The sequence below is a fragment of the Flintibacter sp. SJQ-8 genome (assembly GCF_054108085.1).
Genome location: NZ_JBPJWR010000004.1, coordinates 565096 through 589474, shown reverse-complemented (window position 1 = coordinate 589474; position 24379 = coordinate 565096). Strand labels below are relative to the sequence as shown.

At 64.4% G+C, this 24379-nt stretch carries 21 protein-coding genes; 7 read left to right on the top strand and 14 right to left on the bottom strand.

Going from position 1 to position 24379, the window contains the following annotated elements; all coding sequences use genetic code 11:
• Positions 1-4: 4 nt before the first annotated feature.
• From ACSAMP_RS03820 to rpsT, 4 genes are all read right to left on the bottom strand, one after another.
• Entirely contained in the window at positions 5-1243 is a 1239-nt protein-coding gene (locus ACSAMP_RS03820; RefSeq protein WP_457799564.1) for a Rossmann-fold NAD(P)-binding domain-containing protein, read from the bottom strand.
• A gap of 222 nt (positions 1244-1465) precedes the next feature.
• Positions 1466-6253: a nicotinate-nicotinamide nucleotide adenylyltransferase gene (locus tag ACSAMP_RS03815; protein ID WP_457799563.1), complete on the bottom strand. Its 4788-nt coding sequence runs from the start codon at positions 6251-6253 to the stop codon at positions 1466-1468.
• 238 nt (positions 6254-6491) lie between these two features.
• A complete protein-coding gene (locus tag ACSAMP_RS03810; RefSeq protein ID WP_457799562.1) occupies positions 6492-7349 on the bottom strand; it encodes a YihY/virulence factor BrkB family protein in 858 nt (285 codons plus the stop codon).
• A gap of 132 nt (positions 7350-7481) precedes the next feature.
• The gene (rpsT, locus tag ACSAMP_RS03805) at positions 7482-7745 is read right to left on the bottom strand and encodes a 30S ribosomal protein S20 (protein ID WP_147563347.1); all 264 of its coding nucleotides are present in this window, start codon (positions 7743-7745) and stop codon (positions 7482-7484) included.
• Positions 7746-7942: 197 nt separating this feature from the next.
• On the opposite strand from rpsT, the gene gpr reads away from it, so the two are divergent.
• From gpr to ACSAMP_RS03770, 7 genes are all read left to right on the top strand, one after another.
• On the top strand, positions 7943-8836 hold the full coding sequence (gene gpr, locus ACSAMP_RS03800) for a GPR endopeptidase (RefSeq protein WP_457799561.1): 894 nt from the start codon (positions 7943-7945) through the stop codon (positions 8834-8836).
• Positions 8837-8914: 78 nt separating this feature from the next.
• Entirely contained in the window at positions 8915-10177 is a 1263-nt protein-coding gene (gene hemW, locus ACSAMP_RS03795; protein ID WP_457799560.1) for a radical SAM family heme chaperone HemW, read from the top strand.
• 274 nt (positions 10178-10451) lie between these two features.
• Entirely contained in the window at positions 10452-11747 is a 1296-nt protein-coding gene (locus ACSAMP_RS03790; protein ID WP_441796945.1) for a UDP-N-acetylglucosamine 1-carboxyvinyltransferase, read from the top strand.
• A 34-nt stretch (positions 11748-11781) separates the two neighbouring features.
• Positions 11782-12615 (top strand): MBL fold metallo-hydrolase, encoded by an 834-nt coding sequence (locus tag ACSAMP_RS03785; RefSeq protein WP_457799559.1) that lies wholly within the window; start codon positions 11782-11784, stop codon positions 12613-12615.
• Complete coding sequence (gene rlmH, locus ACSAMP_RS03780) at positions 12609-13091, top strand: 23S rRNA (pseudouridine(1915)-N(3))-methyltransferase RlmH (protein ID WP_457799558.1); 483 nt, start codon at positions 12609-12611, stop codon at positions 13089-13091. The genes ACSAMP_RS03785 and rlmH overlap by 7 nt, the downstream gene beginning before the upstream one ends.
• 123 nt (positions 13092-13214) lie before the next feature.
• Positions 13215-13661, top strand: a complete 447-nt coding sequence (locus tag ACSAMP_RS03775) for a MarR family winged helix-turn-helix transcriptional regulator (protein ID WP_457799557.1) — start codon at positions 13215-13217, stop codon at positions 13659-13661.
• Positions 13658-15001, top strand: coding sequence for an MATE family efflux transporter (locus ACSAMP_RS03770; RefSeq protein ID WP_457799556.1), 1344 nt, complete (start codon positions 13658-13660; stop codon positions 14999-15001). The genes ACSAMP_RS03775 and ACSAMP_RS03770 overlap by 4 nt, the downstream gene beginning before the upstream one ends.
• A gap of 67 nt (positions 15002-15068) precedes the next feature.
• Here ACSAMP_RS03770 and rpiB read toward each other — a convergent pair whose 3' ends face one another.
• The 10 genes from rpiB to ACSAMP_RS03720 all read right to left on the bottom strand — a co-directional run bounded on the left by rpiB (position 15069) and on the right by ACSAMP_RS03720 (position 24276).
• A complete protein-coding gene (gene rpiB, locus ACSAMP_RS03765) occupies positions 15069-15509 on the bottom strand; it encodes a ribose 5-phosphate isomerase B (protein WP_441796950.1) in 441 nt (146 codons plus the stop codon).
• Positions 15510-15687: 178 nt separating this feature from the next.
• Positions 15688-16284 carry an ATP-binding cassette domain-containing protein gene (locus ACSAMP_RS03760; RefSeq protein ID WP_457799555.1) on the bottom strand — a complete coding sequence of 199 codons (597 nt, stop codon included), beginning with the start codon at positions 16282-16284 and terminating at the stop codon, positions 15688-15690.
• Positions 16281-17066: an ABC transporter permease gene (locus ACSAMP_RS03755; RefSeq protein ID WP_457799554.1), complete on the bottom strand. Its 786-nt coding sequence runs from the start codon at positions 17064-17066 to the stop codon at positions 16281-16283. The genes ACSAMP_RS03760 and ACSAMP_RS03755 overlap by 4 nt, the downstream gene beginning before the upstream one ends.
• On the bottom strand, positions 17053-18102 hold the full coding sequence (locus ACSAMP_RS03750) for an ABC transporter substrate-binding protein (RefSeq protein ID WP_457799553.1): 1050 nt from the start codon (positions 18100-18102) through the stop codon (positions 17053-17055). Before ACSAMP_RS03750 ends, ACSAMP_RS03755 begins: the two co-directional genes overlap by 14 nt.
• A gap of 41 nt (positions 18103-18143) precedes the next feature.
• Complete coding sequence (locus tag ACSAMP_RS03745) at positions 18144-18812, bottom strand: Crp/Fnr family transcriptional regulator (protein WP_457799552.1); 669 nt, start codon at positions 18810-18812, stop codon at positions 18144-18146.
• Between the two features lie 106 nt (positions 18813-18918).
• Complete coding sequence (locus tag ACSAMP_RS03740; protein ID WP_441796955.1) at positions 18919-19407, bottom strand: NUDIX hydrolase; 489 nt, start codon at positions 19405-19407, stop codon at positions 18919-18921.
• A 38-nt stretch (positions 19408-19445) separates the two neighbouring features.
• Positions 19446-20693 carry a S1C family serine protease gene (locus ACSAMP_RS03735; RefSeq protein ID WP_457799551.1) on the bottom strand — a complete coding sequence of 416 codons (1248 nt, stop codon included), beginning with the start codon at positions 20691-20693 and terminating at the stop codon, positions 19446-19448.
• A 37-nt stretch (positions 20694-20730) separates the two neighbouring features.
• Positions 20731-22170 carry a sensor histidine kinase gene (locus ACSAMP_RS03730; protein WP_457799550.1) on the bottom strand — a complete coding sequence of 480 codons (1440 nt, stop codon included), beginning with the start codon at positions 22168-22170 and terminating at the stop codon, positions 20731-20733.
• Positions 22171-22216: 46 nt separating this feature from the next.
• The gene (locus tag ACSAMP_RS03725) at positions 22217-22909 is read right to left on the bottom strand and encodes a response regulator transcription factor (RefSeq protein WP_441796958.1); all 693 of its coding nucleotides are present in this window, start codon (positions 22907-22909) and stop codon (positions 22217-22219) included.
• A gap of 158 nt (positions 22910-23067) precedes the next feature.
• A complete protein-coding gene (locus ACSAMP_RS03720; RefSeq protein WP_457799549.1) occupies positions 23068-24276 on the bottom strand; it encodes a cation diffusion facilitator family transporter in 1209 nt (402 codons plus the stop codon).
• Positions 24277-24379 lie beyond the last annotated feature (103 nt).

Below are 24379 nucleotides of genomic sequence, written 5' to 3'. Positions count from 1 at the left end.
CTCTTTACAGAATGGTCTTCAGGTGGTCCGCCGCCGCCCGGATGTGGGCGAACAGGGGGTCCGGGATGTGGGGCAGCAGCTCGGTCTCCACCCCGGCGGGGGTGAACCGGTTCTTCACGCCCATGTAGACGCCGTCTAAAAAGACGGAGCCGCAGTGCCACTCCCCCCGCAGGGTGAGCAGCAGGGACAGCGCCCCGGAGGACATGGCGGGGGCCACATAGGGCTTGAAGCCCAGCGCCCGCATCTTCAGGTTGGCCGTCACGGTGAGCTGAGTCAGCTCCTGGGACAGGGCGTCGTCATAGTGGTCGATGGAGTTGGCGATGGTCAGTCCGGTGCCGTGGGGGCCGAAGGCGCGGCCCTCGGTGAGAAAGCTGGCGAATTTCTCGTCCCGCTTGGCGTAATAGGCCGCCCGGGCGTTCATCACCCCCAGGCCGAAGCCCTGGACCTGCTCAGGCCGCAGGCCCTTGCCGTCCCACACGCCGTTCTCGTCCTTGTTGCTCTCCAGATAGGCGGTCTTGGCCAGGGGGTCCACCGGGTCGGACACGGCGCACCACAGGCCCTGATAGTGGGCTTCCCTGGCCATGCGGGCATAGTGCTTGACGATGCCGGCGTTGGCCTGGAACTGGGCCATGCGCACGTCCTGCACCTGGGAGCCAACCGGGGGGATGCCCTTGGAGGCCACAAAGACGAACAGGTCCCCGTCGAACAGCTTTTCCGGGGGGATGACCTCCACCTCGGGCATGGCGTCGTAGTTCCAGGGCAGGGCGATCTGGCCCAGCTCAAACTCCCACCGGGCGGTGATCTGGTCGGACAGGTCGCAGATGCCGATGGAGTCGATCACGTCGCCCCCCAGCAGCTTCAGCCCCATGAGCAGGGTGGAGCCCACGTCCCCGATGGCCAGCACGTTCACCCGCTTCTTCTTGGGGGAGGGCTGGGTGTCCAGCAGGCTCTCCCACCCGGGGCGGGACATATTCACGGCGGTGAGACGGCCCTCCTGAATGGCGGCAGAGCAGGCCCCGTCCACCTCCACCTGGGGCAGGCGGGAGGCGTCCAGCACCTCCAGACCGTGGGGGGCGGAGAGCTGGCCGGGGCAGTTTACCTTAAAAGACCCACGGCCCAGCACCGGGTCCCCCGCCACCGGGGCGAACAGACGGCCCTCCGTCACCGGGGGCACCGCCGGGCCGAAGCCCGACAGGGGGGAGAGGGAGACCAGGGCGTGACCGTTGTGGTTGTAATAATACATGGAAACCATCACCTTTTTGTTAAAGTTAGGAGTTAGGAGTTAGGAGTTAGGAGTTAGGAGTTAGGAGTTAGGAGTTAGGAGTTAGGAGTTAGGAGTTGGTAAGGAGCCTGCGCCCCTCCTCGCAATGACGACCAAATTTAGAACGATCGTCAAATAAAGCGTGCTGGCCTCCATTCACTGTCATTGCGAGGAGCAAAACGACGTGGCGATCCGTCTCTTTTTTCACATCTGCCGCAGCAGCTGCTCTAAATCATTTTCCAGATAGACCGACGCGGACAGGTTGGGGTCGTAGCCCAGGCAGGTGCCCTTGTCGGGGCACAGGGGGAGGATGACCGCCTCGGGCAGACGGGACAGGGTCAGGTTGCGGCCATACAGGGCCAGATACTCCTGCTCCAGGGTGGACAGCACGTCCCGGGCGCACTCCAGACAGGTGCGGGAGAGCTGGAGGGCGGCTTCCCGCCCACACTCGGTCTGACAAGGTGGGGCGGCGTAGGGCAGGATGTGGTTCACTCCGGGCAGCAGACCGGGCACCGGGGACTTGGGTCGGCGGACGGTGTTGCCGCCGATGAAGGGGTACAGGGTGGCCTCGATAAACCATTGCCGCAGCTGGGGCAGGAAGTAGACCCCGTCCACAGGCCGGTCCCAGGAGCGCATCAGGTCCCGGCCATAGCCGGACAGGATGCCCACCAGCACCATGCGGATGGGCACGTCCTCCTGCCGCAGGATGGGGTCCAGGGCGTGGAGGCGGAAGCCGGGGTGCATCAGGTCGTCCACTAAGATCACCGGGCGGCCAAAGGACTTGATGGTGCGGATCTGGTTGGGGATGGAGCTGTAGTAGGGGAAGGCCTCGATGCTGCTCTCCTGCAGATCGGGGGAGTAAACTTTATCAGTGTGGACCGTCTTGGTGACGGTGTTGGGGACGATCTTGCCCCGGAGGAGCTTGCCGAAGGGGACGCACATGTTCTCCCCCAGCACTCTGGGGTTGGTGGGGGTGGAGGGCACGTTGTTCCAGGCAGTGATCTTCTCCAGCAGCCGGTGGTGGATGATGTCCGCCGACAGGGTCAGCACCAGAGAGCCGGGGTACAAGGCGGCGATGGAGCGCTGCAGCCGCTCGTGGCTGCGGCGGATGGCGGTGAGCACCCGGCTGTTGCGGCACAGAGGCTCTTGAATGGTGGTCTCCAGGTTCTGGAGGAGCACCGTGGGGGCCCGCATGTCCACCTCCCGGATGGGGGCCTCCCCCTCCCGGGGGACAAAGCCGGAGCGGGCCAGGGTGTCCTCCAGAGCGGGGGGCAGCAGCCCGTCGTGAGGGGCGAAGACGGCGTAGACATATTCCTTCTCCAGGGCCCGGGCCAGCAGTTCGCTGAGCAGCAGCTGGGCATAGTCCTTGTGCTTGTGGGCGGTATCCGCCGCCAGGGCGGTGAGGAAGAGGACGTTGCCCGCCGCCCGCAGGCGCACCCGGTTGGCCAGGTCGCTGTCCCCCAGGGCGTCGAACAGCTGGGAGGTGGGCAGCAGGCGATAGCTCACAAAGCCCAGGGACCGGTCCGCCCCCGTGCGGCGCAGCAGCAGCACCCGGTCATGGCAGCGGAGGATGGCCTGGCCCAGGGCCTCGCCCCCGGGAAGCCCGGCGGTGAGCTCTGCCACCTGTTCCTGGGTGGGAGATTCCTCCCACTGGAACTCCAAATCCCCGGCGTACAGCAGGGGCTTGTCCGGGGTGTCCCGGAGGTACAGGCCGTTTTGATAGATAAAGTCCTGGATCACCGGGGCCACCAAAGTGGAGATGTCCCGGTTCAGGTCCACGTTCTCCCGGATGCGGGTGGAGCTGATGTCCTCCAGGTGGGGGGGCAGCTGAAGATGGAGCACCTGGCCGGTGATGGGCAGCTTTTTGGGCAGGGGCTTCTCCCCCGCCCGGCGGAAGATCACGTGGTTCATCCCGTGGATGGACCAGGGCCGGGGGGGCGCCTTATAGCAGGAGGCGTTGGCCACCACGTCGCTGCCCGCCACGATATACAGCTCCTGATCGGGGAACAGCTGGCTCAGCCGGTGCAGGTCGTCGGGGTTGGCGATGTTCACCGGGATGTCATCGGGGAACAGGTGGACGTGGAAGTCCCCCGCCACGGACAGGTTGACGATCTGCCGCCGGATCAGATGGGGCTGGGCCTTTTTGGACCAGGAGAACTCGTCCACCGCCAGATAGACCTCGAACCCCAGGTCCCGGATGGCCTGGACGATGCCCTTGTGGGACAGGGTGAAGGGGTCGAAGGTGCCGGGGAAGAAGGCGATCTTCCGGGGGGGCGGGAAGGAGAAGGGGCCGTGGTCCAGCCGATGCAGGGCGATGAACCGGTTGATGTGGGCCAAGGCGGCGGCCCGATAGAAAAAGGTCAGGCGGCTCTGGTCCGCCGACTCCAGAATGAGGAACAGCAGCTTGCGATAGCACAGGGCAAACAGGCGGCTCTTCTCCCCCAGGGACAGCTCCCGAGACTCGAACAGCAGCTTGCCGATGACCAGCAGGGCCTCCTGCCGCACGGCTTCCCGGTAGTGGGCAAGGCCCTGGAGGAGCAGCCCCAGCAGCTCCTGCCGCCGGTGCTCAAAGGCGGAGTAGGGCTGGGGGAAGCGCTCTAAATAGGCGGGGTAGTTCTCCAGCAGCACGCCGATGGTGTTCAGCGCCCCGGACACGGCGGAGTCGCTGGGGGAGGCCAGCAGCCCCCGCAGCCACAGCACCTGCTCGTCCAGCTCGCTGGGGTGGAGATACAGGGCGGCCTGGCCCAGATACTGGGGGATATACTTGGAGATCTCGTACTGGCCCATCTCCAGGCCCTTGCCCAGCTCCACCACCACCTCGTTGCGCTGGTCCCGGCGCAGCAGGGACAGGGTGCGCACCAGAGCGTCGCCTGCGGTGTGCCGCACCACCACCCGCTCCGACACCTTGACCAGGTTGGAGAAGTGGGCGGCGATGTGCAGGATGTGGGCGTCCAGCCCGTGCTCCACCTGGTCCCGCAGCAGCTCCACCCCGGCCACCTTGACGATCCAGGGGGTGGCCGTCTTCAGGTTGTCCAGGAACACCTCGCTGGTGATGTCCATGTGATAGAGGGTCTGCTCTAAAGCGGGGTCCTTCACCCCGGCCCGGCTGAGGATCTTATATTTCAGGAAGATGGCCGTCAGGGCCTCGGGCTGCATAGAGCGGACGATGGCCACGATGCGGCCCATCTGGGGGTGCCCCTTGGGCAGGGAGCGCTGGGCCTCCCGCAGGAACTCCAGCGCGGCGATGGTCAGGCGAAGCTCCCCCTGGGCGACAAAATAGGCGGCGAATTCGATGAGCGCCCCCCGGGTCTTCTCCCCGTAATACTGCTGGGGCAGATAGCGGATGGCGTCCAGCAGGGTGAAGGCGGTGTCCGCCGACAGGGCGGCGGGGTCTTTATAGTAGTCCAGCAGGGCGCCCAGAAAGCGGGGGATGTCCTGGGGCCGGGCGTGCTGGAGCATAGAGCCCACCACCAGCTTCAGGGTATAGCCGATGTGGGAGCGCTGCTGGGGGGTGGTCTTGTGGTCGGGGTAGATGATGAGCTTTAAATACTGCGCCCACAGCTGGAAGGGGACCTCCTCCGCCGGGTCGTGGGCGGCGTGGGCGGGGACCTCCTTCTGATAGACCAGGTGGAACCGGGCGATGATCTGACCGATCAGGCTGCCCGCCTGGCGGCGGATGTCGCCCTCGCGGTGGACCAGCAGCTCGTACAGGAAGGACAGGGCCTGGGTCTTCTGCCGCACGGACAGATAGGTGAAATACTCCTCAAAGATGTTCAGATAGGCCCGCAGCTGCTGCCAGCTCTTGGTGGAGCGGGCGGACTCGATGATGTTGCCGAACTTCTGCTCGTTAGACAGCATGTGCATCAGCCGCAGGTTGTGGTCCACCGACAGGCCAATTAAGTTGTCCAGGGTCTCCTCCGGGCCCATGAGAGCGGCGTCCTTGTGGGGGACGGGGGGCTGGGGGTGGCCGGACAGGGCCACGTCCACCCCCAGGCGGCGCATATAGTCCTCAAAGTCGTGGAGGCGACCATACACCAGCTGATACCGGCGGCGCTTGGTGGAGTCCACCCCGTCCAGCTTGGACAGGATGACCTGGAAGGACTGGTCCAGGGGATAGAGCACGGTGATCTCCCGGCCCTGGTCATCCCGGTCCTGTTTGGAGCGGAAGTCGGCATAGATGAGCAGCAGGGATTCCACCGACAACGACTCCAGTTCCAGGTCCCACACGGAGTGGTTGGCGGCGATGTGGCTGACGCCCTCCAGCTTCCGGGCGGTGAGCCACTGGTCGGTGTAGTAGTAGTGGAGATAGGGCACCCGCTCCCCGGCCCGGCAGCCGAACTTGCCCACGTCGTGGGCGGCAGCCGCGGCGGAGATGAGGGCCAGGTCCACCTCCACCCCCGCCCCGGCCAGTCCCTGGGCGGCGGTCATGGCGATGTAGTGGACCCCGGCAATGTGGCCCAGGGTGCGGAAGAGAGTCACCTCGTCCCCCAGGCGCAGCAGCTCATAGACGAACTCCTGCCGCCAGGCGGCCAGAAAGCGGCCATACTCCCGCCCGGCGTCGCACAGGGCATACTCCTCCTGGGACAAAAACTGAAAGTCGATGAGCGGGTCAAAGGGCAGGGCCGCCCGCTCGTGGTCCAGCAGGACCTGAAGCACGGTGAGATAGGTCTCCGCTCCGGCATCGAATGGGGAGGGGCTGGGCACGAAATGCCCGTCCGGGAACATACGGGTGCGGATATAGTCATAGCAGAAGGCCAGCCAGCCCTGCTCCGGGGCGGGGGAGAACAGATCGGGCAGCTGGCGGCACAGCTCCAGGGCCTGGGCGCAGGTGAGCCGCTGGCGGATGGGCAGCAGCCCCTCCAGGGTCTCGGTCCAGCCCGGGGCCTTCAGCAGGGCAAGGGCGGCCTTTCGGCTGGTAAGCCCCGCCGCCCGCCGGGCGGAGAGGGCCTCGGCCACGTCGCTGTTGAACTGTCGGATCATCTTTTCGTGCATAGGGGACCACCTTTCTTGGGGAGGGGGTTGAAGATAGAAAATGACAGATGAAACGTCAGGGAAATTTTATCACAAATACAGGGGGAAGAAAAGTGGAGCGTCGCGTCCCTCGTGCTGTATTTGTGCGATAAGCATGATAGAAAGAAGTGAGCCGTCTGCCACAACAGACGGCTCACACAGACGGTCAAAAAAGCCTGTCATTGCGAAAAGGGCACAGCCCGATGCGGCGATCCGGTTTTCACCTCGTCCGCCGTATCACCCAGGTGCGGCTGACGGCGGCACCCAGCAGGAGGATGTTGCCGCACAGATACAGCCACACCAGCAGGATGATGAGGGAGGCCAAGGAGCCGTAGACCAGGGCATAGCGGGAGGACATGCCGATGAACCAGGAGAACACCCCGGAGCACACCGCCATGGCCAGAGCGGTGAGCAAGGCCGCAAAGCGCAGGGTGCGCCGGGGCATGGCCCGGGGCGGCGTGCCCGCCCGATAGAGGGCCAACACCAGCAGCAGCACCGCGCAGAACAGCACCAGATACCGCAGCCAGCCCCACAGGCCGGACACCCGGGCCAGGGAGAGCAGCTGCTTTAAGGGCCGGGGCAGATATCGCTCCAGCAGACGGAAGAACCAGTCCCCGGTGAAGATGACCACCACGGAAAAATAGATGGTGACCAGAAACAGGGCGGACAGGGCCACGCTGAGCAGGGTGGTCTTCACGCCCATGGGCCGCCGGACCTCATACAGCTCGTCCAGGGCCAGAAATAAGGTGCGCAGCCCGGCGGAGGCGGAGACCAGAATGGTGAACACGCTGGCCCACAGCAGGGCCGGGGAGCGGACCCCGGCCACATAGGTCAGATAGTCCCCCAGCACCCCCGTTACCCCGGCGGGGAGGAGGGCGTCGGCGGCCCGGAGGACCTGCTCTAAATCAAAGTGGAACAGGCCGATGAAATAGTTCACGCACATGACCAGGGGGAACAGGGTCAGCACCAGGTAATAGGCCAGGGCGGCGGCGGAGCGGGATATCCCCGCCCGGGCATAGGTGTCCCACACCTCCAGACAGAAGGAGACCGGGGGCAGGGAGATCAGGCGTTCCAGCATGGCGGGGACTCCTTTCTACAGAATACGGATCGCCACGTCGCTTCGCTCCTCGCGATGACTGAGGGATTCCACATCTGAATTAGGTACGAAAAAAGCCGCCTGTAAAACAGACGGCTTTCGACGTTGCAGACCTCAGGCCAGCTTGTTCAGCTTGATGGTCATGCTGCTCTTCTTGTTGGCAGCGTTCTTCTTGTGCAGCAGCCCCTTGGCAGCGGCCTGATCCACGGCCTTGACGGCCACCTTGTAAGCGACATCGGCCTCGCTGCGGTTGCCTTCCGCCACAGCGGTGTCAAACTTCTTCAGCTCGGTCTTCAGCGCGGACTTAGCAGCCTTGTTCTGGGCAGCCTTGGTCTGGGATACCAGGACGCGCTTCTTGGCAGACTTGATATTCGGCAAACCAAACACCTCCTCCGATTTTCATCGTTAAATTAGACACAATATGCCTGTGCAGATATGTATTTTAACACCCGTCCCTAGAAATTGCAACTGTTTTTTTCAATTTTTTTTAGAATTTTGGATAGACTGAAATTAGACACGGATTCCTGGGGAAAATCCGGCAAAAAACACGAAAAACAGGAAGGGAGCGGGACACTTTGGACCTGAGACGGACCGACCTGGCCATGGAGGCCCGGGAGCTGTGGCAGGAGCGGGCGGGACAGACCGCCCAATTGCCCGGGGTGCGGGCAGAGGAGCGAAAGCGGGCGGGTATGCCCGTCACGGTGGTGCAGGTGCTGGATGAGCGGGGGGAGCAGGCCCTGGGCAAGCCCCGGGGGACCTATGTCACCCTGACCCTGGAGGGGGTGGAGACCCGTGCGGACGGGGCCTTTCCCCGGGCGGTGGAGGCGGTGGCCGCCGAGCTGGGGGAACTGCTGGAGCAGATCGACCTGAAAAAGGGCCCGGTGCTGGTGGCCGGTCTGGGCAACCGGGCCATCACCCCCGACGCCGTCGGCCCCCGGGTCCACGACTGCACCCTGGTCACCCGCCATCTGGTGGGGCGGATGCCGGAGCAGTTCGGCCACCTGCGCCCGGTGGCGTCGGTGTCGGCGGAGGTGATGGGCAGCACGGGGCTGGAGAGTCAGGAACTGGTGGCCTCTGTCTGCCAAAGCATCCGGCCCTGCTGCGTCATCGCGGTGGACGCCCTGGCCTCCCGCAGCTTAGACCGGCTGTGCCGCACGGTGCAGCTGGCGGACACGGGCATCTCCCCCGGCTCCGGCGTGGGCAATCACCGGGCGGCCCTGGATGAAGAGAGCCTGGGGGTGCCCGTGCTGGCCATCGGCGTGCCCACGGTGGTGGAGGGGGCCACCCTGGCCGCCGACCTGCTGGGATGTGACCGCCTGCCCCAGTCCGCCCCGGGCCGGGACATTCTGGTCACCCCAAGGGACATTGACCGCCAGGTGGCCGACCTGTCCAAAATATTGGGCTATGCCATCAGCATGGCCCTCCAGCCCGGATTGGGGCTGGAGGAGCTGGAGCTGTTATTGAGTTGACAATATTTCCTCCCGCCCCCTATGCAGCGCCTGAATTTTTCGATATAATCGGAGGTGAAAACAAGGAGGAACGGCCCCATGTTCGGACACAAGAAAGAAAAAAAGACTGACCGCCCTCTCGCCGCCCCCGGCGGGGATAAGCTGGGCGTTTATATTCACATCCCCTTCTGCAAGAGCAAGTGCGACTACTGCGACTTCTACTCCCTGGCCGGGCGGGAGGACCAGATGGACCGGTATCAGAAGGCGCTGCTCTCCCACATCGCGGAGACGGCCCCCATGGCCCAGGTGCCGGTGGACACCATCTATTTCGGCGGCGGCACCCCCAGCCTGTATGGGGAGAAGCGGCTGAAGGAAATTTTGACCGCCCTGAAAAAGCAGCTGCCCGTGGACAAGGACGCGGAGATCACCCTGGAGGCCAACCCCGACAGCGTGGACCTGCGCTCTCTGCGGCGGCTGCGGCGGGCGGGCTTTAACCGCATCTCCCTGGGGATGCAGTCGGCTGACCCGGCAGAGCTGGAGGCCGTCCACCGCCCCCACACCGTGCAGCAGACGGACCAGGCCGTGACCATGGCGAAGAAGGCGGGCTTTAAAAACCTGTCCCTGGACCTGATCTACGGCCTGCCCGGCCAGACGGAGGAGAGCTGGCGCGCCACCGTGGAGCACGCTCTGTCCCTGATCCCCCAGCACCTGTCCTGCTATGGCCTGAAGGTGGAGGAGGGCACCCCTCTGGCCCAGCGGGTGGAGGAGGGGGAGGTGCTCCCCGACGACGACGCCCAGGCGGACCGCTATCTGTGGACGGTGGGCCGCTTGGCGCGGGCGGGCTTTGCCCAGTATGAGATCTCCAACTTCGCAAAGCCGGGGCACGAGTCCAGGCACAACCTGCGCTATTGGCTCACCCGGCCCTATATCGGCTTTGGCCCCGGGGCCCACTCTGACTTTGGCGGGCGGCGGTATTCCTTCGTCCGGGACCTGGACGCCTATATCAAGGGCGTGCTGGAGGGGGGCAACATTCTGGACAGCGAGGAGCTGATCCCCCGGCAGGAGCGGTGCGGGGAGTATCTCATGCTCCGCCTGCGCACCGCCCTGGGCATCGAGGAGTGGGAGTATCGCCGGAACTATTTCATGGACTTTGCCCCCCTGGAGCGGCGGCTGGAGGAGTTTCAGGCCCAGGGCTGGGCGGAGAAGACGGCGGAGGGCCGCTGGCGCTTTACCCCCAAGGGCTTTTTGGTGTCTAACCAGCTCATCGGCGACCTGCTGGACCGGCAGGAGCAGGCCCAGCTGTCTGACGTGCTGGTGCGGGTGCGGGAACACTATGCCGCACGGGGACCGGAGGAGGGCTGACAGGGCGACATAAAACCGTCATTTTGACAGGGGGACTTTCTGTAAAGCCTGGAAAATGAAAGGCCCGCCATTCAAATTGACGATTTGCATTTGCCCGGACAAAATTTATTGCCACCGGAATCAGAAGATGCTATAATGTATAAGATTTATTCTGCCCTGTTATGCCCAGGGGTTTGGACGGGGCGGAGGATCGCCTGAAATTTGGATATTTACATATGGCTCTGCCATGTTTTTTGATATGACTGCCTTTTATGGCGTGAGGAAGGTGCAAGATTTGACGAAGTATCAAATCCATGGGGGTCGCCCCCTCCACGGGACCATTGAGATCAGCGGCGCGAAGAATGCCGCTGTGGCCATTATCCCCGCCGCTTTGATGGTGGACGGGGTGTGCCGCATTGAAAATATTCCCCAGATCAGCGACGTGACGCTGATCTTACAGATTTTGCGTGAGCTGGGCGCCGACGTGAAGACGGTGAACAAGAACACGGTGGACGTGGACTGCTCCCACATCCGCAACCGCCAGGTGCCCTATGAGCTGGCCCGGAAGATCCGCGCCAGCTATTACCTGGTGGGGGCCCTGCTGGGCCGCTTCGGCTGGGCGGAGGTCCCCCTGCCCGGGGGCTGCGACCTGGGCGGACGGCCCATCGACCAGCACATCAAGGGCTTTGTGGCCATGGGGGCCGACGTGGACGTGCGCAACGGCCTGATCTGCGCCCAGGTCCCCGGCGGCGGACGGCTGGCTGGCGGCCAGGTGTATCTGGACATGGTCTCTGTGGGTGCCACCATGAACATTATGCTGGCCGCCACCCTGGCCAACGGCATGACCGTCATCGAGAACGCGGCCAAGGAGCCCCACATCGTGGACCTGGCCAACTTCCTGAACTCTATGGGCGCGGACATCATGGGCGCGGGCACCGACGTCATTAAGATCCGCGGCGTGGAGCGGCTGAGCGGCGGGACCTATTCCATCATCCCCGACCAGATCGAGGCGGGCACCTATATGGCCGCCGTGGCCGCCGCCGGGGGCGAGGTGCTCATCAAAAACGTCATCCCCAAGCACCTGGACTGCATCACCGCCAAGCTGGTGGAGATGGGCGTGGATGTGGAGGAGCAGGACGACGCCGTGCTGGTCCGCCGGGACGGCCCCATCAGCCGGGTGAACGTGAAGACTATGCCCTATCCCGGCTTCCCCACCGACATGCAGCCCCAGATCGCCGCGGTGCTCTGCCTGGCCCAGGGGACCAGCGTGCTCACCGAGGGCGTTTGGGAGAACCGCTATCGCTATGTGGACGAGTTCCGCCGCATGGGGGCCCACATCCAGGTGGACGGCAAGGTGGCCGTCATCGAGGGCGTGGAGCAGCTTACCGGGGCGCCGGTCCACGCCTGCGACCTGCGGGCCGGCGCGGCCATGGTCATCGCCGGGCTGTCTGCCAAGGGTGTGACCGAGGTGGACGGCATCTATCACATCGAGCGGGGCTATGAGACCCTGGTGGAGAAGCTGTCCGCCGTGGGCGCGGACATCCGCACCATTGTGGTCCCCGACGAGGAGGCCCCCGCCCAGGTGGGCTGACCCGCCTGAGGCTTGTAAGAGGAGATAGAGACCCTTGCTGACCTTTACCACCCTGGCCAGCGGCTCCAGCGGAAACGCGGCGCTGGTCTCCTGTGGAGACACCCACGTGCTGCTGGACGCCGGGATATCCGCCAGACGCATCACCACCGGGCTGAAGAGCCTGGGGGTGGACCCGGCGGACCTGTCGGCCATTCTGATCACCCACGAGCACCAGGACCACGTCAGCGGTCTGGCGGTGCTCACCAAGAAAATAAGGCCCCCCATCTATGCCACCCCAGCCACCTGCGGCCAGCTGGCAGATCAGCTCCCCCACGGGGCGGAGCTGCTGCAAAGCCGACTGCCGGGGGCTGGCTTTGCTGTGGGCGAGCTGTGGATCGAGCCCTTCGCCACCCCCCACGACGCGGCGGGCAGCGTGGGCTATGTCCTGTCCGGCGGCGGGCGGACCATGGCCCTTTGTACCGACCTGGGCCACGTCACCGACCAGGTGCGCCAGGCGGTGGCCGGGTGCGACTTGCTGGTGTGCGAGACCAACTATGACCCGGACTGGATGCGCACCGGGCCCTATCCCTATGTCCTGAAGCAGCGCATCATGGGCGACCACGGCCACCTGTCCAACCAGGACGGGGCGGAGCTGGCCGCTATGAGTGTGCAGTCCGGGGCCAGCATCGTGATCTTGGCCCATCTGTCGGCGGAGAACAACACCCCCGCCCGGGCGCTGGAGACGGTGAGCCGCCGCCTGCGGGCCATGGGCTGTGACCCGGAGGAGGACATCACCCTGGCCGTGGCCCCCCGTAAAGAGGTAGGCCCCACCTATCGCCTGGAGCGGCGGCTGGCCGCGGCGGGAGAGAAGGAGGGCGGCCTGTGCTGAGCGTACATCTCATCTGTGTGGGCAAGCTGAAGGAGAAGTTCTATCTGGCCGCCTGTGCCGAATATCAAAAGCGCCTGGGGGCCTATTGCAAATTAGAGCTGACGGAGCTATCTGAGGAGCGCCTGCCCCAGAACCCCTCCCGGGCCCAGATCGACGCCGCCCTGGAGCGGGAGGCGGCGGCCATCCGGGGGAAGATCCCCCCGAACTCCTGCCTGGTGGCCCTGTGCGTGGAGGGCAAGCCCCACTCCAGCGAGGAGCTGGCCCGGCTGGTGCGCAGCTGGCAGGACAGCGCCGCCCGGCACCTGGTCTTTGTCATCGGCGGCTCCTTCGGTCTGGCGGAGAGCCTGAAAAAGGAGGCCAAGGTGCGCCTGTCCATGTCCCCCATGACCTTTCCCCACCACCTGGCCCGGGTCATGGTGCTGGAGCAGATCTATCGGGCCTTTAAGATCAACGAGGGCTCCAGTTATCACAAGTAACCCAAAAGAGCGCGACCGAGGTCGCGCTCTTTTTGTATGTCCGGCTCTTGACATTTCCCGCGTATCTTCTTATAATTACCCATGTTAATTATCTTGAGTAATTATTAAAGGGAGGATACGAACATGACGATCAAAACGATCAAGGCCCTGCTGGACGCCTGCTATCAGGCCAAGCGGGTGCGGGAGCTGCTGCCGGCCCTGCCCAACGGGGTCTCCCCCTCCTTCATTCAGTATCTGGACGTGATCGAGGGCCTGGAGAGCAAGGGCGTCCGGGTGAAAATTTCTGATATCAGTGACGCCCTGGACCTGCCCCGCCCCGGAGTGACCCGGACGGTGAAGGAGATGGAGGACGGGGGCTATCTGAAAAAGACCGCCTCCGACCGGGACGGCCGCATCACCTATCTCTCCATCACCGAAGCGGGGAGAGCCCTGTCCCAGACCTATAACGCCCGGTTCTTCGCCCAGCTGGCCCCCCAGCTGGATGACATCTCCGAGGAGGACGCGGCCTGCACCATCCGCACCATCGAAAAGCTGTACAGAGTCATGGCCGAGAGGAGGATCTCTTTATGAACGCTGATTTTACCCAGGGCAGCATCCTGAAAAAGCTGTCCCTGTTCATGCTCCCCGTGCTGGGGGCGTTAGTTTTGCAGGCGGCCTATGGCGCGGTGGACCTGTTGGTGGTGGGGCAGTTCGGCTCCACCGCGGGACTGTCCGCCGTGTCCACGGGCAGCCAGGTATTGAATCTGGTGACGTTCGTGGTGACCCAGCTGGCCATGGGCGTGACGGTGCTCATCGCCCGGTATCTGGGGGAGAAGCGGCATGAGCAGATCGGCGCGGTCATCGGCGGGGCGGCGGTGGTGTTCACCATTTTGTCCTTTTTGATATTCGTGCTGCTGGCGGGCTTTGCCCGGCCCATCTCCGTCCTGATGCAGGCCCCGGAGGCGGCTGTCGGGCTCACCACCAGCTATGTGCGCATCTGCGGCTGCGGCATCTTCTTCATCGTGTGCTATAACCTGCTGTCGGCCATCTTCCGGGGGCTGGGGGACAGCCGCTCCCCCCTGATCTTCGTGCTGGTGGCCTGCGTGGTCAACATCGTGGGGGACCTGGCCCTGGTGGCTGGGCTGGGGCTGGACGCCGCCGGGGCGGCCATGGCCACGGTGTTGGCCCAGGCTGTCAGCGTGGCGCTGGCGGTGGGGATGCTGGTGAAAAAGAAGCTGCCCTTTTCCATCCGGCGGGGGGATTTCCGCCTGAATGTCCAGTGTAAAAAGTTCCTGTCCATCGGCCTGCCCCTGGCCCTCCAGGAGTTTCTGACCCAGCTGTCTTTCCTGGCCCTGTGCGCCTTTGTGAACCGCCTGGGGCTGGCGGCCTCCTCCGGCTATGGCGTGGCCTGTAAGATCGTGAACTTCGCCATGCTCATCCCCAGTTCCCTGATGCAGTCTATGGCCTCCTTCGTGGCCCAGAACGTGGGGGCGGGGGACCAGAAACGGGCCCGGCGGGCCATGGTCACCGGCATCGGCGTCGGCCTGGCCTTCGGCTGCGGGGTGTTCGCCCTGATCCTGCTGAAGGGCGACGCCCTGGCGGGCGTCTTCACCCCCGACCCGGAGGTCATTCAAAAGGGCTTTGAGTATCTGAAAGGCTTTGCTCCGGAGACCATCGCCACCGCCGTGCTGTTCAGCATGGTGGGCTATTTCAACGGCAACGACCAGACCCTGTGGGTCATGGTCCAGGGGCTGGTGCAGACCCTGCTGGTCCGCCTGCCCATGGCCTATTTCATGAGCATCCAGCCCAACGCCAGCCTGACCATGATCGGCCTGGCCGCCCCCACGTCTACAGCGGTGGGCATCGTGCTGAACGTGGGGTTCTATCTCTGGTGGACCCGGAAGGGTCGGGAGCGGGCGTCTCTCGCCTGAGGCAGACAAGAAAACAGCGGGTATTCGGCGCAGAACCGAATACCCGCTGTTTTTGCGTTCCGATCAATTACCAGTCGTTTTCAATGGCCATTAGGGCGTTGACCCGGCGCTCGTGGCGGCCGCCCTCGAACTGGGTGTTCAGGAAGGTGTCCACGATGTTCTCGGCCAGATTCTTGCCCACGATGCCCGCGCCCATGGCCAGCATGTTGGCGTTGTTGTGCCGCCGGGTGAGGGAGGCGGACAGGGGGTCGCCGCACAGGGCGCAGCGGATGCCCCGGACCTTGTTGGCGGCGATGGAGATGCCGATGCCGGTGGTGCAGATGACGATGCCCCACTCACACTGGCCGGAGGCCACGGCCTGGGCGGCGGCCTTGCCAAAGGCGGGGTAGTCGCAGCTCTCGGTGCTGTCGGTGCCGAAGTCCTGACAGGTGATGCCCTTGGCGGCCAGATAGGCCTTGATGTGCTCCTTCAAGGGATACCCGCCGTGATCAGAAGCGATTGCGATCATAGTGATGTTCCTCCTACTGTCTATGTCACGCGCCGGATACCCGGGCGCGATTTACTTGCTATTACCCATTGTAGTTGGTTTCGCCAAGATTTGCAAGGCATATCCAGACAGATTTCTGGGGGAAAATCTTAAAATCATTCAGGGGGGAGGGGACAGCTGCCCGGGCGGAGAACCGCCGTTAGGACAGGTCACCACAGATCAGCTTTAACGGCGGCCCGTCCAGCTCCACCACCTGATCTGCCAGGGGCAGCAGCGTCTGGTCGTGGCAGGTGAGGATGGTGGGCAGGTGCAGCTCCCGGATGCGCGTTAAAATGCGCCGGGCCCGGTCTGTGTCCACGCCGGAGAAGGGCTCGTCCATCAAATAGAGCCGCCCGCCCAGGGCCAGGCACCGGGCCAGGGCCAGCCGCCGGGCCATGCCGCCGGAGAGCTGGGCGGGATAGCGCTCCCCCTCCCCCTCCAGCTCCGTCAGAGACAGCCACTTTTGCCACTCCCCCCGCCGCTGCCGGGGCAGCACGTCGGTGAGCTGCTGCCGGGCGGTGCGCCAGGGGAACAGCCGGTCCTCCTGAAAGAGAAAGGCCGTCTCCCCGGGGGCGACGCCGGAGATGCTGCCCTCTTCGGGCTGCTCCAGCCCCGCCAGCAGACGCAGCAGCGTGGTCTTGCCGCAGCCGGATGGTCCCCGCAGGATCGTTATCCCGGTTTCGGGCAGGACCAGGGAGAAGCGGTCCAGCACCGTCCGCTGGCCATAGCGCAGGGTCACGTTTTCAAGGCAGATCATGCGCCGCCCCCCCTTCTCTTGTCCCGCTCCAGCAGCCGCCGCAGCAGGCCCTCCAGCAGCAGGGACAGGGCCACCACCGCCACCGTCCAGGCGAAGAGATCGGGGATGTCCAGATAGAGCTTGCTGTTATAGATCTGAGTGCCGATGGCCGGGCGTGGGATACACAGTACCTCGGCGGCCACCCCCGACTTCCAGGCCAGGCCCATGGCGGTGGTCACGGCGGCCAGGAAATAGGGCCGCAGGCTGGGCAGATAAATAAGCCGCACCCGCTTCCACCGGGAAAAGCGATAGGCCGCCGCCAGTTCCAGCAGCTTGGGGTCGGTCTCCCGGATACCCCGGCACAGATTGCCCCACACCACGGGCAGCACCATCAGCCCGGCGATGACCCCGGGGACAAAGGTCCGGTCTGTCCACAGCAGGATCAGCAGAATGAAGGAGGCCACCGGCGTGGCCCGGATCACCCGCACCGGCAGGGCGATGAGCCGCCCGGCCCAGGGGGAGGCGCAGGCCGCCGCGGCTAAAACCGCCCCCAGCAGGGTCCCCGCCCCCATGCCCGCCAGAATGCGGCCCAGGGACACCAGCACCGTCTGCCAGAATTCTCCCGTCTGCCCCAGGCGGATGAGGGCGCGGGCCACGGTGACGGGATAGGGCAGCAGCAGCTCGTTTCCTCGGCCCCCCACCCGGCGGTCCACCAAAAAGGCCCCAAGCTGCCAAACCCCCAGCCAGAAGGCCGGGGGCAGCAGCAGGGCTATTTTGTTTTTCAGGGATTTACTCCGCCCCATAATAGAAGGCGTCGTAGGGCATGGAGCCGCCGATGGAAGCGGGGTCGGCCTGGAACAGCACCTGGTAATACTCCTCCAGGGTGGCCTTCATGTCCGCCCCGGTGATAAAGGTCAGGTTGCACTGGGGGATGGCCTTTTGGGCGATCTGCTCGTTGGCGGTGATGCCCAGCTCGCCCACCAAGGCGGCGGCACCGGCGACTCCATGCTCGTCGCTCATAAAGGTGATGGAGTCGCCGTACAGGTCCAGGAAGGCATCCACCGTCTCGGGGTGCTCCTCAATAAACTGGGTGCGGCCCACCACGCAGCCCATGGCCAGGGAGCCCTGGCCCAGCTTGTCCCACTCGTCGGACAGGGACAGGGCCTGGCGCACACCCTGGTCCTTCATCATCAGGGCGGTGGCGGCGGGGACGGGGAGCATACAGATGGCGCTGTCGCTGGAGGCCATCTGGGCGGTGACCTCCTGGGCGGTCATCCACTGGATGTCCACCTGGCTGGGGTCCACGCCGTTCTGGGTCAGCAGATAGTTGAGGACATACTCGGGGTTGGCGCCCTGGCCGGTGGCGTACACCGTCTTGCCCGCCAGGTCGGCCATGGACTGGACGGAGTCCCCCTTCTCCAGGATATACAGCACGCCCAGGGTGTTCACGGCCAGCACCTGGATGCCGCCGTCCGTCTTGGCGGCCAGGTTGGCGGCCACGTTGGTGGCCACAGCGGCGATATCGGCGGTGCCGTTGACCAGGGCGTCGGTGACCTCCTTATTGTCGGCCACCACGGTGGAGTTCAGGGCCACGGGGCAGTCGGCGGGGGAGGTCTCGGCGCTGTAATACTTCATCAGATAGGCCGCGCCCACCCCGGTGGGGCCGGACAGGGCCATAAAGTTCACGTCGGTCTTATCCACCGGCTGCTGAGACTGGCTGGCGGAGGCGGAGGTGTTGTCGACAGGCTGAGAGGAGCTGTCGTTGGTTTTGCTGCCGCAGCCGGCCAGCAGGGACAGGGTCATGGCGGCGGCCAGCAGCAGAGACAGAGTCTTTTTCATGTTCATGTTCCTTTCTCGATGGTCTTGATGGGTGCTTTCTCTCACAGGACGGACTCCAGGGCGGCCAGGTCGGGGATCAGGATGGTTTTGCCCCGGCGGACGATGAGGGCGCTTTTCTCCAGCGCCTCGAAGGCCCGATAGAGGGAGGCCCGGCTGATGCCCAGCCGCTGGGCCAGCCCGGAGGCGGTGCAGGTGACGCTGCCCCCCTGGCCGTTGGCCAGCAGATAGCGGGCCAGTTTGCCCTCCGCCCCGGCCTGGGCCAGGGATTGCAGGCGGCTGGACAAAAACCGGATGCGTCCGGTGAGATAGCGCAGATAGTTTTCCCGGATCTTGGGCTGTTGTTCCAGCATCCGGTCGATGAGGGCCTGGTCCAGCATGAGACAGCGGCTGGGCTTGCGGGCGGTGATGGTGGTGGCATACTGGGGGGTGTCGCAGTACAGGGCGGCGGCGCCGAACAGCTCCCCCGGCTCCAGACAGCTGACGGTCAGCTCCCCCTTGGTCACCTGAAGGCTGCCCGACAGCAGCACCCCCAGGCGGCGGGAGAAGTGCTGGGGACTGTATACCACCTGTCCCCCGGAGAAGCGGGCCAGCTCCGCCCCCGGCTCGTCCAGCACCCGGGCTATCCCGTCCTCCGGCACCCCCCGCAGCAGCGGGCACCGGCCCAGATAGTTCCTATCCTGTTGCTCCAGCGTCAGGGTGATCGCCTCCAAATTGTTTTATTTGAGACAAAACAGATGGTAGCACACGGGACAGGAAATGTCAATCGAAAAAGCGGGTCGCTGGGAAAAACATCCCGGCGACCCGTTCTACTTTTCTTTATCGAATTTTCTCCCCGTTCAAAACGGCCTCCACCAGCTGGTCATCCTTGTCATAGCGCAGCTTCAGGGAGAAGAAGGGCACGTCCCGGGCCAGCAGGTCCAGGAAGATGGCGTCCCCCTCCCAGTGGGGCAGCTCCAGCAGGCGGGAGCGGGGGACCCACTCCAGCACGCCCTCGCTGCACTCCCCGATCTCCCCCGTCCAGCCGTCGGCGGTGAACAGGTGCATATACTCCGTCACCCAACGCTCGGAGACAAAGGTGACGATGCCCCGGTATTGATACCGGGTCAGGTTCAGGCCGGTCTCCTCCCGGACCTCCCGCAGGAGGCAGTCCTCCGGGCTCTCGTCCGCCTCGAACTTGCCGCCCACGCCGATCCACTTGTCCTGGTTTACGTCGTTCTGCTTCTTCACCCGGTGGAGCATGAGATAGTCCTCCCCCCGGCGGAGGTAGCACAGGGTGGTGTTCACCGACTTTACGTCATATGCCATGGCTTTCGGTCTCCTCTTATGTTTCTGTCTCTAATCGTTCAGTCATCCGGGTCGATGAGGGCCACGGATGCCGTGTAGCTTTGCCCGTCCCGCACATAGGTGAGGGACACGGCGTCCCCCGCGCCCAGGGATTGCTTTAACCGCACCAGGTCCTCCACCGCGTTCAGGCTCTGGCCGTTGGCGGCAATGAGCACGTCCCCGGCCCGCAGGCCCTGGGCATAGGCGTCGCTGGCCTTGTCCACGCTGTCCAATGTCAGACCGCCCCCCTGGGCCGGACGGGTGAGCACGGTGAAGCCGAAGATGCCCCGGCGGACGGTCTTTCCGGCGATGAGGGTGTCGGCCACATACTTCACCCGGCGGGAGGGGATGGCAAAGCCAAGGGCCTCTGCCGAGCCGTCGTCGGTGACGATCTTCACGGTGGTGATGCCCACCACCTGGCCATATTGATTGATGAGGGCCCCGCCGGAGTTGCCCATGTTGATGGCGGCGCTGGTCTGGATGAGAACCATAGACACCCCGTCCACGTCCACGTCCCGGTCCAGGGCGGAGACGATTCCGTCGGTGATGGTGGAGCGATAGCCCAGGGGGTCCCCGATGGCGGCCACGGGGTCGCCGCAGCGCAGGGCGAAGGAGTCCCCAAACTCCGCCGGGGTCAGGTCAGTGGCTTCCACTTTTAAGACGGCCAGGTCCTCGTTTGCGTCGAAGCCCACCAAGGCGGCATCCAGCACCCGGTTGTCTGAGCAGACCACCTGGACCTTGTCCGCCCCGGCCACCACGTGGGCGTTGGTGATGATATAGCCGTCGGAAGTGAGGACCACGCCGGTGCCGGTGGAATAGGACTTGGCGTCCTCCGCCTGGATGGACACCATAGAGGGCAGGTTCTTGTCATAGATCTGGGTATAGGTCAGCGTCTCTCCCGTGTCCGGGCGCAGCTCCACCGTCACGCCGGCGCCCGTTGCGGCCCGGGGGATGGACGGGGGCGTGGTGTCCAGCTCCTCCTGGTCATAGTCCTGGTGATAGGAGTAGTCCCCGTCATCGCTGGGCAGCAGCTGCACCGGCCACAAGGACTCCATCACGGCGCTGATGGCCACCAGAGAGATGAGCAGGGCGGCCAGGCCCATGCAGATGGGCAGAGAGAACCGCCGCTTCCGCCGCCGGGGGCGGAGCACCGGGCGGGGCGGGACATACCGGGGCGGCATGGCTCCGGGAGAACCGGGCTGGGGGCCGGAGCGCTCCCAGGGGCCGCCCTGCCACAGGTCGCGGTTTTGCTCTTCTCGCTCGTCCATGGCGCGCGCCTCCTTTCGGCTTTTTGTTTTCTGGCCCTCAGGCCAGGGTGAGGGTAAAGGTGAACCGGGTCACGCCGTCCTCGCTGGTGACGGTGATGTTCTCCTTCAGTTTATTCAGAATGGTCTTGACGATATACAGGCCCAGGCCCACGCCCTCCCGGTCCATGGAGCGGGAGTAGTCCGCCTTGTGGAAGCGGTCAAACAGCAATGGCAGCTCGTCCGGGGGGATCGTCGCCCCCAGGTTCTGCACGGTGGTGTATGCCTTGCCGTCCTTTTTGGATATCTGCACGGTGATGGTGCTGCCCTCCGGGGCAAACTTGGCGGCGTTGTCCACCAGGTTATAGCAGACCTGGGTGATGGAGTCCGGGTCGCCCCACACCATCAGCTTGTCGTCGGGCATCTGCACGTCCACGTCCAGCTTCCGCCCGGTGATCTTGGTCTCCAGGCTGATGAGCACCTGGCTGACCACCTCGGTCAGGTCAAACTGTTCCTGGGCGGTGACGGTGTCCTCCGCCAGGGCGTTCAGCCGGGACAGGTCCAGCATCCGCCGCACCAGACGGGACAGCCGCCGGGTCTCTGACACGATGATTTGGAGAGACTCCCGCTCCCGCTCCGGGGGGATGGTCCCGTCCAGAATGCCCTCGGCAAAGCCGGAGATGGTGGTCATGGGGGTCTTCAGCTCGTGGGACACGTTGGCGATGAACTCTGACCGCTGGCTCTCCACCTTGGCCAGGGAGTTTGCCATGGTGTTGAAGGACTCGGCCAGGGTGCTGATCTCGTCGCACCGGCCCTCATAGCCGGTGACCCGCACGTCGAACTCCCCCCGGCCAAACTTTCGGGCGGCCTCGGCCATCTCATTTAAGGGCCGGGCCTGGTGGGCGGAGGTGAGGGTGCTGGCGATGACAGAGATGATGAGCACCACCACGGCGGAGAAGAAGAAGATGGTGGCCATGGCCGACCACATCTCTGCCAGGCTGGAGGCGTCTGCCGACACCAGTACCAGGCCCTCCACCACCGTCCGCCCGGACAGGGTCATGGCGGCCACGGGCAGGGCGGCCACATAGCGCCGCTCGGGATAGACCCCGTCTAAATTGGTCATGCCGGTGTAGTCCCCGTCGTGGAGCACCTGGTCCACCACCGCCTTGGGCAGACAGGTGTTCTCATAGTCATAGAGGTGGTCCCCGTCGGTGGCATAGATGATCTCCCCGTCGGGGTTGGTGACGATGACATAGGAGTCGGAGATGCGGGCGATGGAGGCCACATAGTTGCTGTAGATCTTGTCCTGGATGCTGTCATACTGCTGGTAATAGGACGCGGTGAACGTGGCGATATAGCTGGCGTTGCGGGCCATGGCGTCCCGCTTTTCCGAGATGATATAGCGGTAAGACAGCAGCATGAAGGCGGTGGACAGCAGGGTGAAGGACAGCACCATCACCCCCACCATCATGGTCAGCTGGCGTTTATAAAGGGATCGCATAGGGATCGCCTCCTGGTGTTAAGGATCGGGTCAGGGGAGCGGGAGGTCAGGTCCCGCCGCCCACCTCGAACTTATAGCCCACGCCCCACACGGTCTTCAGCCGCCACTGGTCGCTGACGCCCTCCAGCTTCTCCCGCAGGCGCTTGATGTGCACGTCCACGGTGCGGCTGTCGCCGAAGTAGTCAAAGCCCCACACCTCGTCCAGCAGCTGGTTCCGGGTGAACACCCGGTTGGGGGCGGAGGCCAGGTGATAGAGCAGCTCCAGCTCCTTGGGGGGCGTGTCCACCCGCTTGCCGTCTACCAGCAGCTCATAGGAGTCCAGATTGATGACCAGCTTGTCAAAGGACAGCTTTTTCTCCGTCTGCTCCTCCTCACCGCCGGTACGGCGGAGGACGGCGTGGATGCGGGCCAGGACCTCCTTCATCTCAAAGGGCTTGACGATATAGTCGTCCGCGCCCCCCTCTAATCCGGTGACCTTGTCCTCGGTCTCGCCCTTGGCGGTGAGCATGATGACGGGGGTCTTGTCGTGCTCCCGGATCTTCTTCAGCACGCCCCAGCCGTCCATCACCGGCAGCATGATATCCAGCAGAACTAAATCGGGCTGGAAGGAGCGGAACAGCTCCACCCCCTTGCCGCCGTCGCCGGCCACCTGGGTCTCAAAGCCCTCCTTCTCCAGATAGAGGTGCAGCAGCTCGGCAATGTTGCCGTCGTCCTCTACGATCAAGACTTTCTTTGCCATGAAGGTCTCCTCCATTTCTCGTTTGTCTCGTTTGTCGTTTTTCAGGCAGATGGGAACTCCCGTGTCCGGGAGGAACAGATCTTATGCGCTTGCGCTGTTTCATGTACGCTATTTATTGTAACACGAACCGGGGCGCTTGGGTGAACATTTTGTAAAAATCAGCCCCGCCCCCGCCAGATGGCCCTTGTCTGCTCCGGGTCGGGGGACTTGATATAGGGGTGGTCGATCTGGATCACCGGGTAATACCGGGGGGAGAGCTTTTTCAGCTGCCAGCCCACCTCGGTGGTCACCTGCCGGTCCGTCAGGCGGAAGCCATAGGGCACCTCGATGTCGAAGATCAGGTTGGTGTGGATGGGGCCGGGGGTCATGCGGAAGTCGTGGATGGACAGGGCGGGGTCCAGGTCATGGACCACCTGCTCCACCTGTGAGCGCAGCTTGGTGGTGCGCGCATCGCACACCACCGGGTCCATGTGGATCACTGTGTCGATGCCGTGGCGGGCCTTCAGCTCCCGCTCGATGTGGTCGATAATGTCGTGGATCTCCAGCAGGTTCTCGTCGGCGGGCACCTCCGCGTGGAAGGACATCATGGCCCGGCCCGGGCCATAGTCGTGATAGACCAGGTCGTGGATGCCCAGAATTTTGTCGTGGCCCAGGACGATGCGGTCAATGTCAGCGGCCAGCTCCGGGTCCATGGGCCGGCCCAGCAGGGGGGCCAGGGTGGCCTGGGCGGCCTCCCACCCGGTCTTTAAGATCAGCACCGCGACGAGAAGGCCCGCCGCCCCGTCGATGGGCAGCCGGGTCCACTGGCCGACGATGGCAGACAGCAGCACCGCCCCGGTGGAGGCCATGTCCGACAGGGCGTCCGCCGCCGTGGCCGCCATGGCCTGAGAGTCGATGGCCCGGCCCAGGGCCCGGTTGAACACAAATATCCACAATTTAATGAGGATGGCCGCCGCCAGAATGACCAGGGTCAGCAGGCTCAACTGGACTTTTTGGGGCTGGAGCAGGGCCTGGACAGACGACCTGCCGATCTCCACCCCCATGAGCAGCACCGCCAGGGACACCAGCAGGCCGGTGATGTATTCGATGCGGCCGTGGCCGAAGGGGTGGTCGGCGTCGGCCTGTTGCCCCGCCAGGCGGAAACCCACCAGCGTGACCACCGACGTGGCCGCGTCAGACAGGTTGTTCACTGCGTCGGCGACCATGGCCACCGAACCGGACAAAATGCCCGCCAGCAGTTTTCCGGCAAACAGCAGCAGATTCAGGCCGATGCCCATGCCGCCGGAGATGGCCCCGCAGCGGCGGCGGATGCCTGGGTCCTTGGGGTCGCCGCCCCGAAGACAGAGACCAATCAATTTTTTCAGCATGTGCGCCTCGCTTTCTGTGAGAGGGGGAAAAAATGCCCCGCTGCACGCCTTGTATTATCCCATACAACGGGAAGGTCCGTCAAGAAAGTTTGCAGTTCCGGGA

Excerpts from the sequence above, each read along its gene's own strand:
- ACSAMP_RS03820 (WP_457799564.1), bottom strand. The coding sequence starts at position 1,243 with ATGTATTATTACAACCACAACGGTCACGCCCTGGTCTCCCTCTCCCCC.
- ACSAMP_RS03815 (WP_457799563.1), bottom strand. The coding sequence starts at position 6,253 with ATGCACGAAAAGATGATCCGACAGTTCAACAGCGACGTGGCCGAGGCC.
- ACSAMP_RS03810 (WP_457799562.1), bottom strand. The coding sequence starts at position 7,349 with ATGCTGGAACGCCTGATCTCCCTGCCCCCGGTCTCCTTCTGTCTGGAG.
- hemW (WP_457799560.1), top strand. The coding sequence starts at position 8,915 with ATGTTCGGACACAAGAAAGAAAAAAAGACTGACCGCCCTCTCGCCGCC.
- ACSAMP_RS03775 (WP_457799557.1), top strand. The coding sequence starts at position 13,215 with ATGACGATCAAAACGATCAAGGCCCTGCTGGACGCCTGCTATCAGGCC.
- ACSAMP_RS03770 (WP_457799556.1), top strand. The coding sequence starts at position 13,658 with ATGAACGCTGATTTTACCCAGGGCAGCATCCTGAAAAAGCTGTCCCTG.
- rpiB (WP_441796950.1), bottom strand. The coding sequence starts at position 15,509 with ATGATCGCAATCGCTTCTGATCACGGCGGGTATCCCTTGAAGGAGCAC.
- ACSAMP_RS03760 (WP_457799555.1), bottom strand. The coding sequence starts at position 16,284 with ATGATCTGCCTTGAAAACGTGACCCTGCGCTATGGCCAGCGGACGGTG.
- ACSAMP_RS03755 (WP_457799554.1), bottom strand. The coding sequence starts at position 17,066 with ATGGGGCGGAGTAAATCCCTGAAAAACAAAATAGCCCTGCTGCTGCCC.
- ACSAMP_RS03750 (WP_457799553.1), bottom strand. The coding sequence starts at position 18,102 with ATGAAAAAGACTCTGTCTCTGCTGCTGGCCGCCGCCATGACCCTGTCC.
- ACSAMP_RS03740 (WP_441796955.1), bottom strand. The coding sequence starts at position 19,407 with ATGGCATATGACGTAAAGTCGGTGAACACCACCCTGTGCTACCTCCGC.
- ACSAMP_RS03735 (WP_457799551.1), bottom strand. The coding sequence starts at position 20,693 with ATGGACGAGCGAGAAGAGCAAAACCGCGACCTGTGGCAGGGCGGCCCC.
- ACSAMP_RS03730 (WP_457799550.1), bottom strand. The coding sequence starts at position 22,170 with ATGCGATCCCTTTATAAACGCCAGCTGACCATGATGGTGGGGGTGATG.
- ACSAMP_RS03725 (WP_441796958.1), bottom strand. The coding sequence starts at position 22,909 with ATGGCAAAGAAAGTCTTGATCGTAGAGGACGACGGCAACATTGCCGAG.
- ACSAMP_RS03720 (WP_457799549.1), bottom strand. The coding sequence starts at position 24,276 with ATGCTGAAAAAATTGATTGGTCTCTGTCTTCGGGGCGGCGACCCCAAG.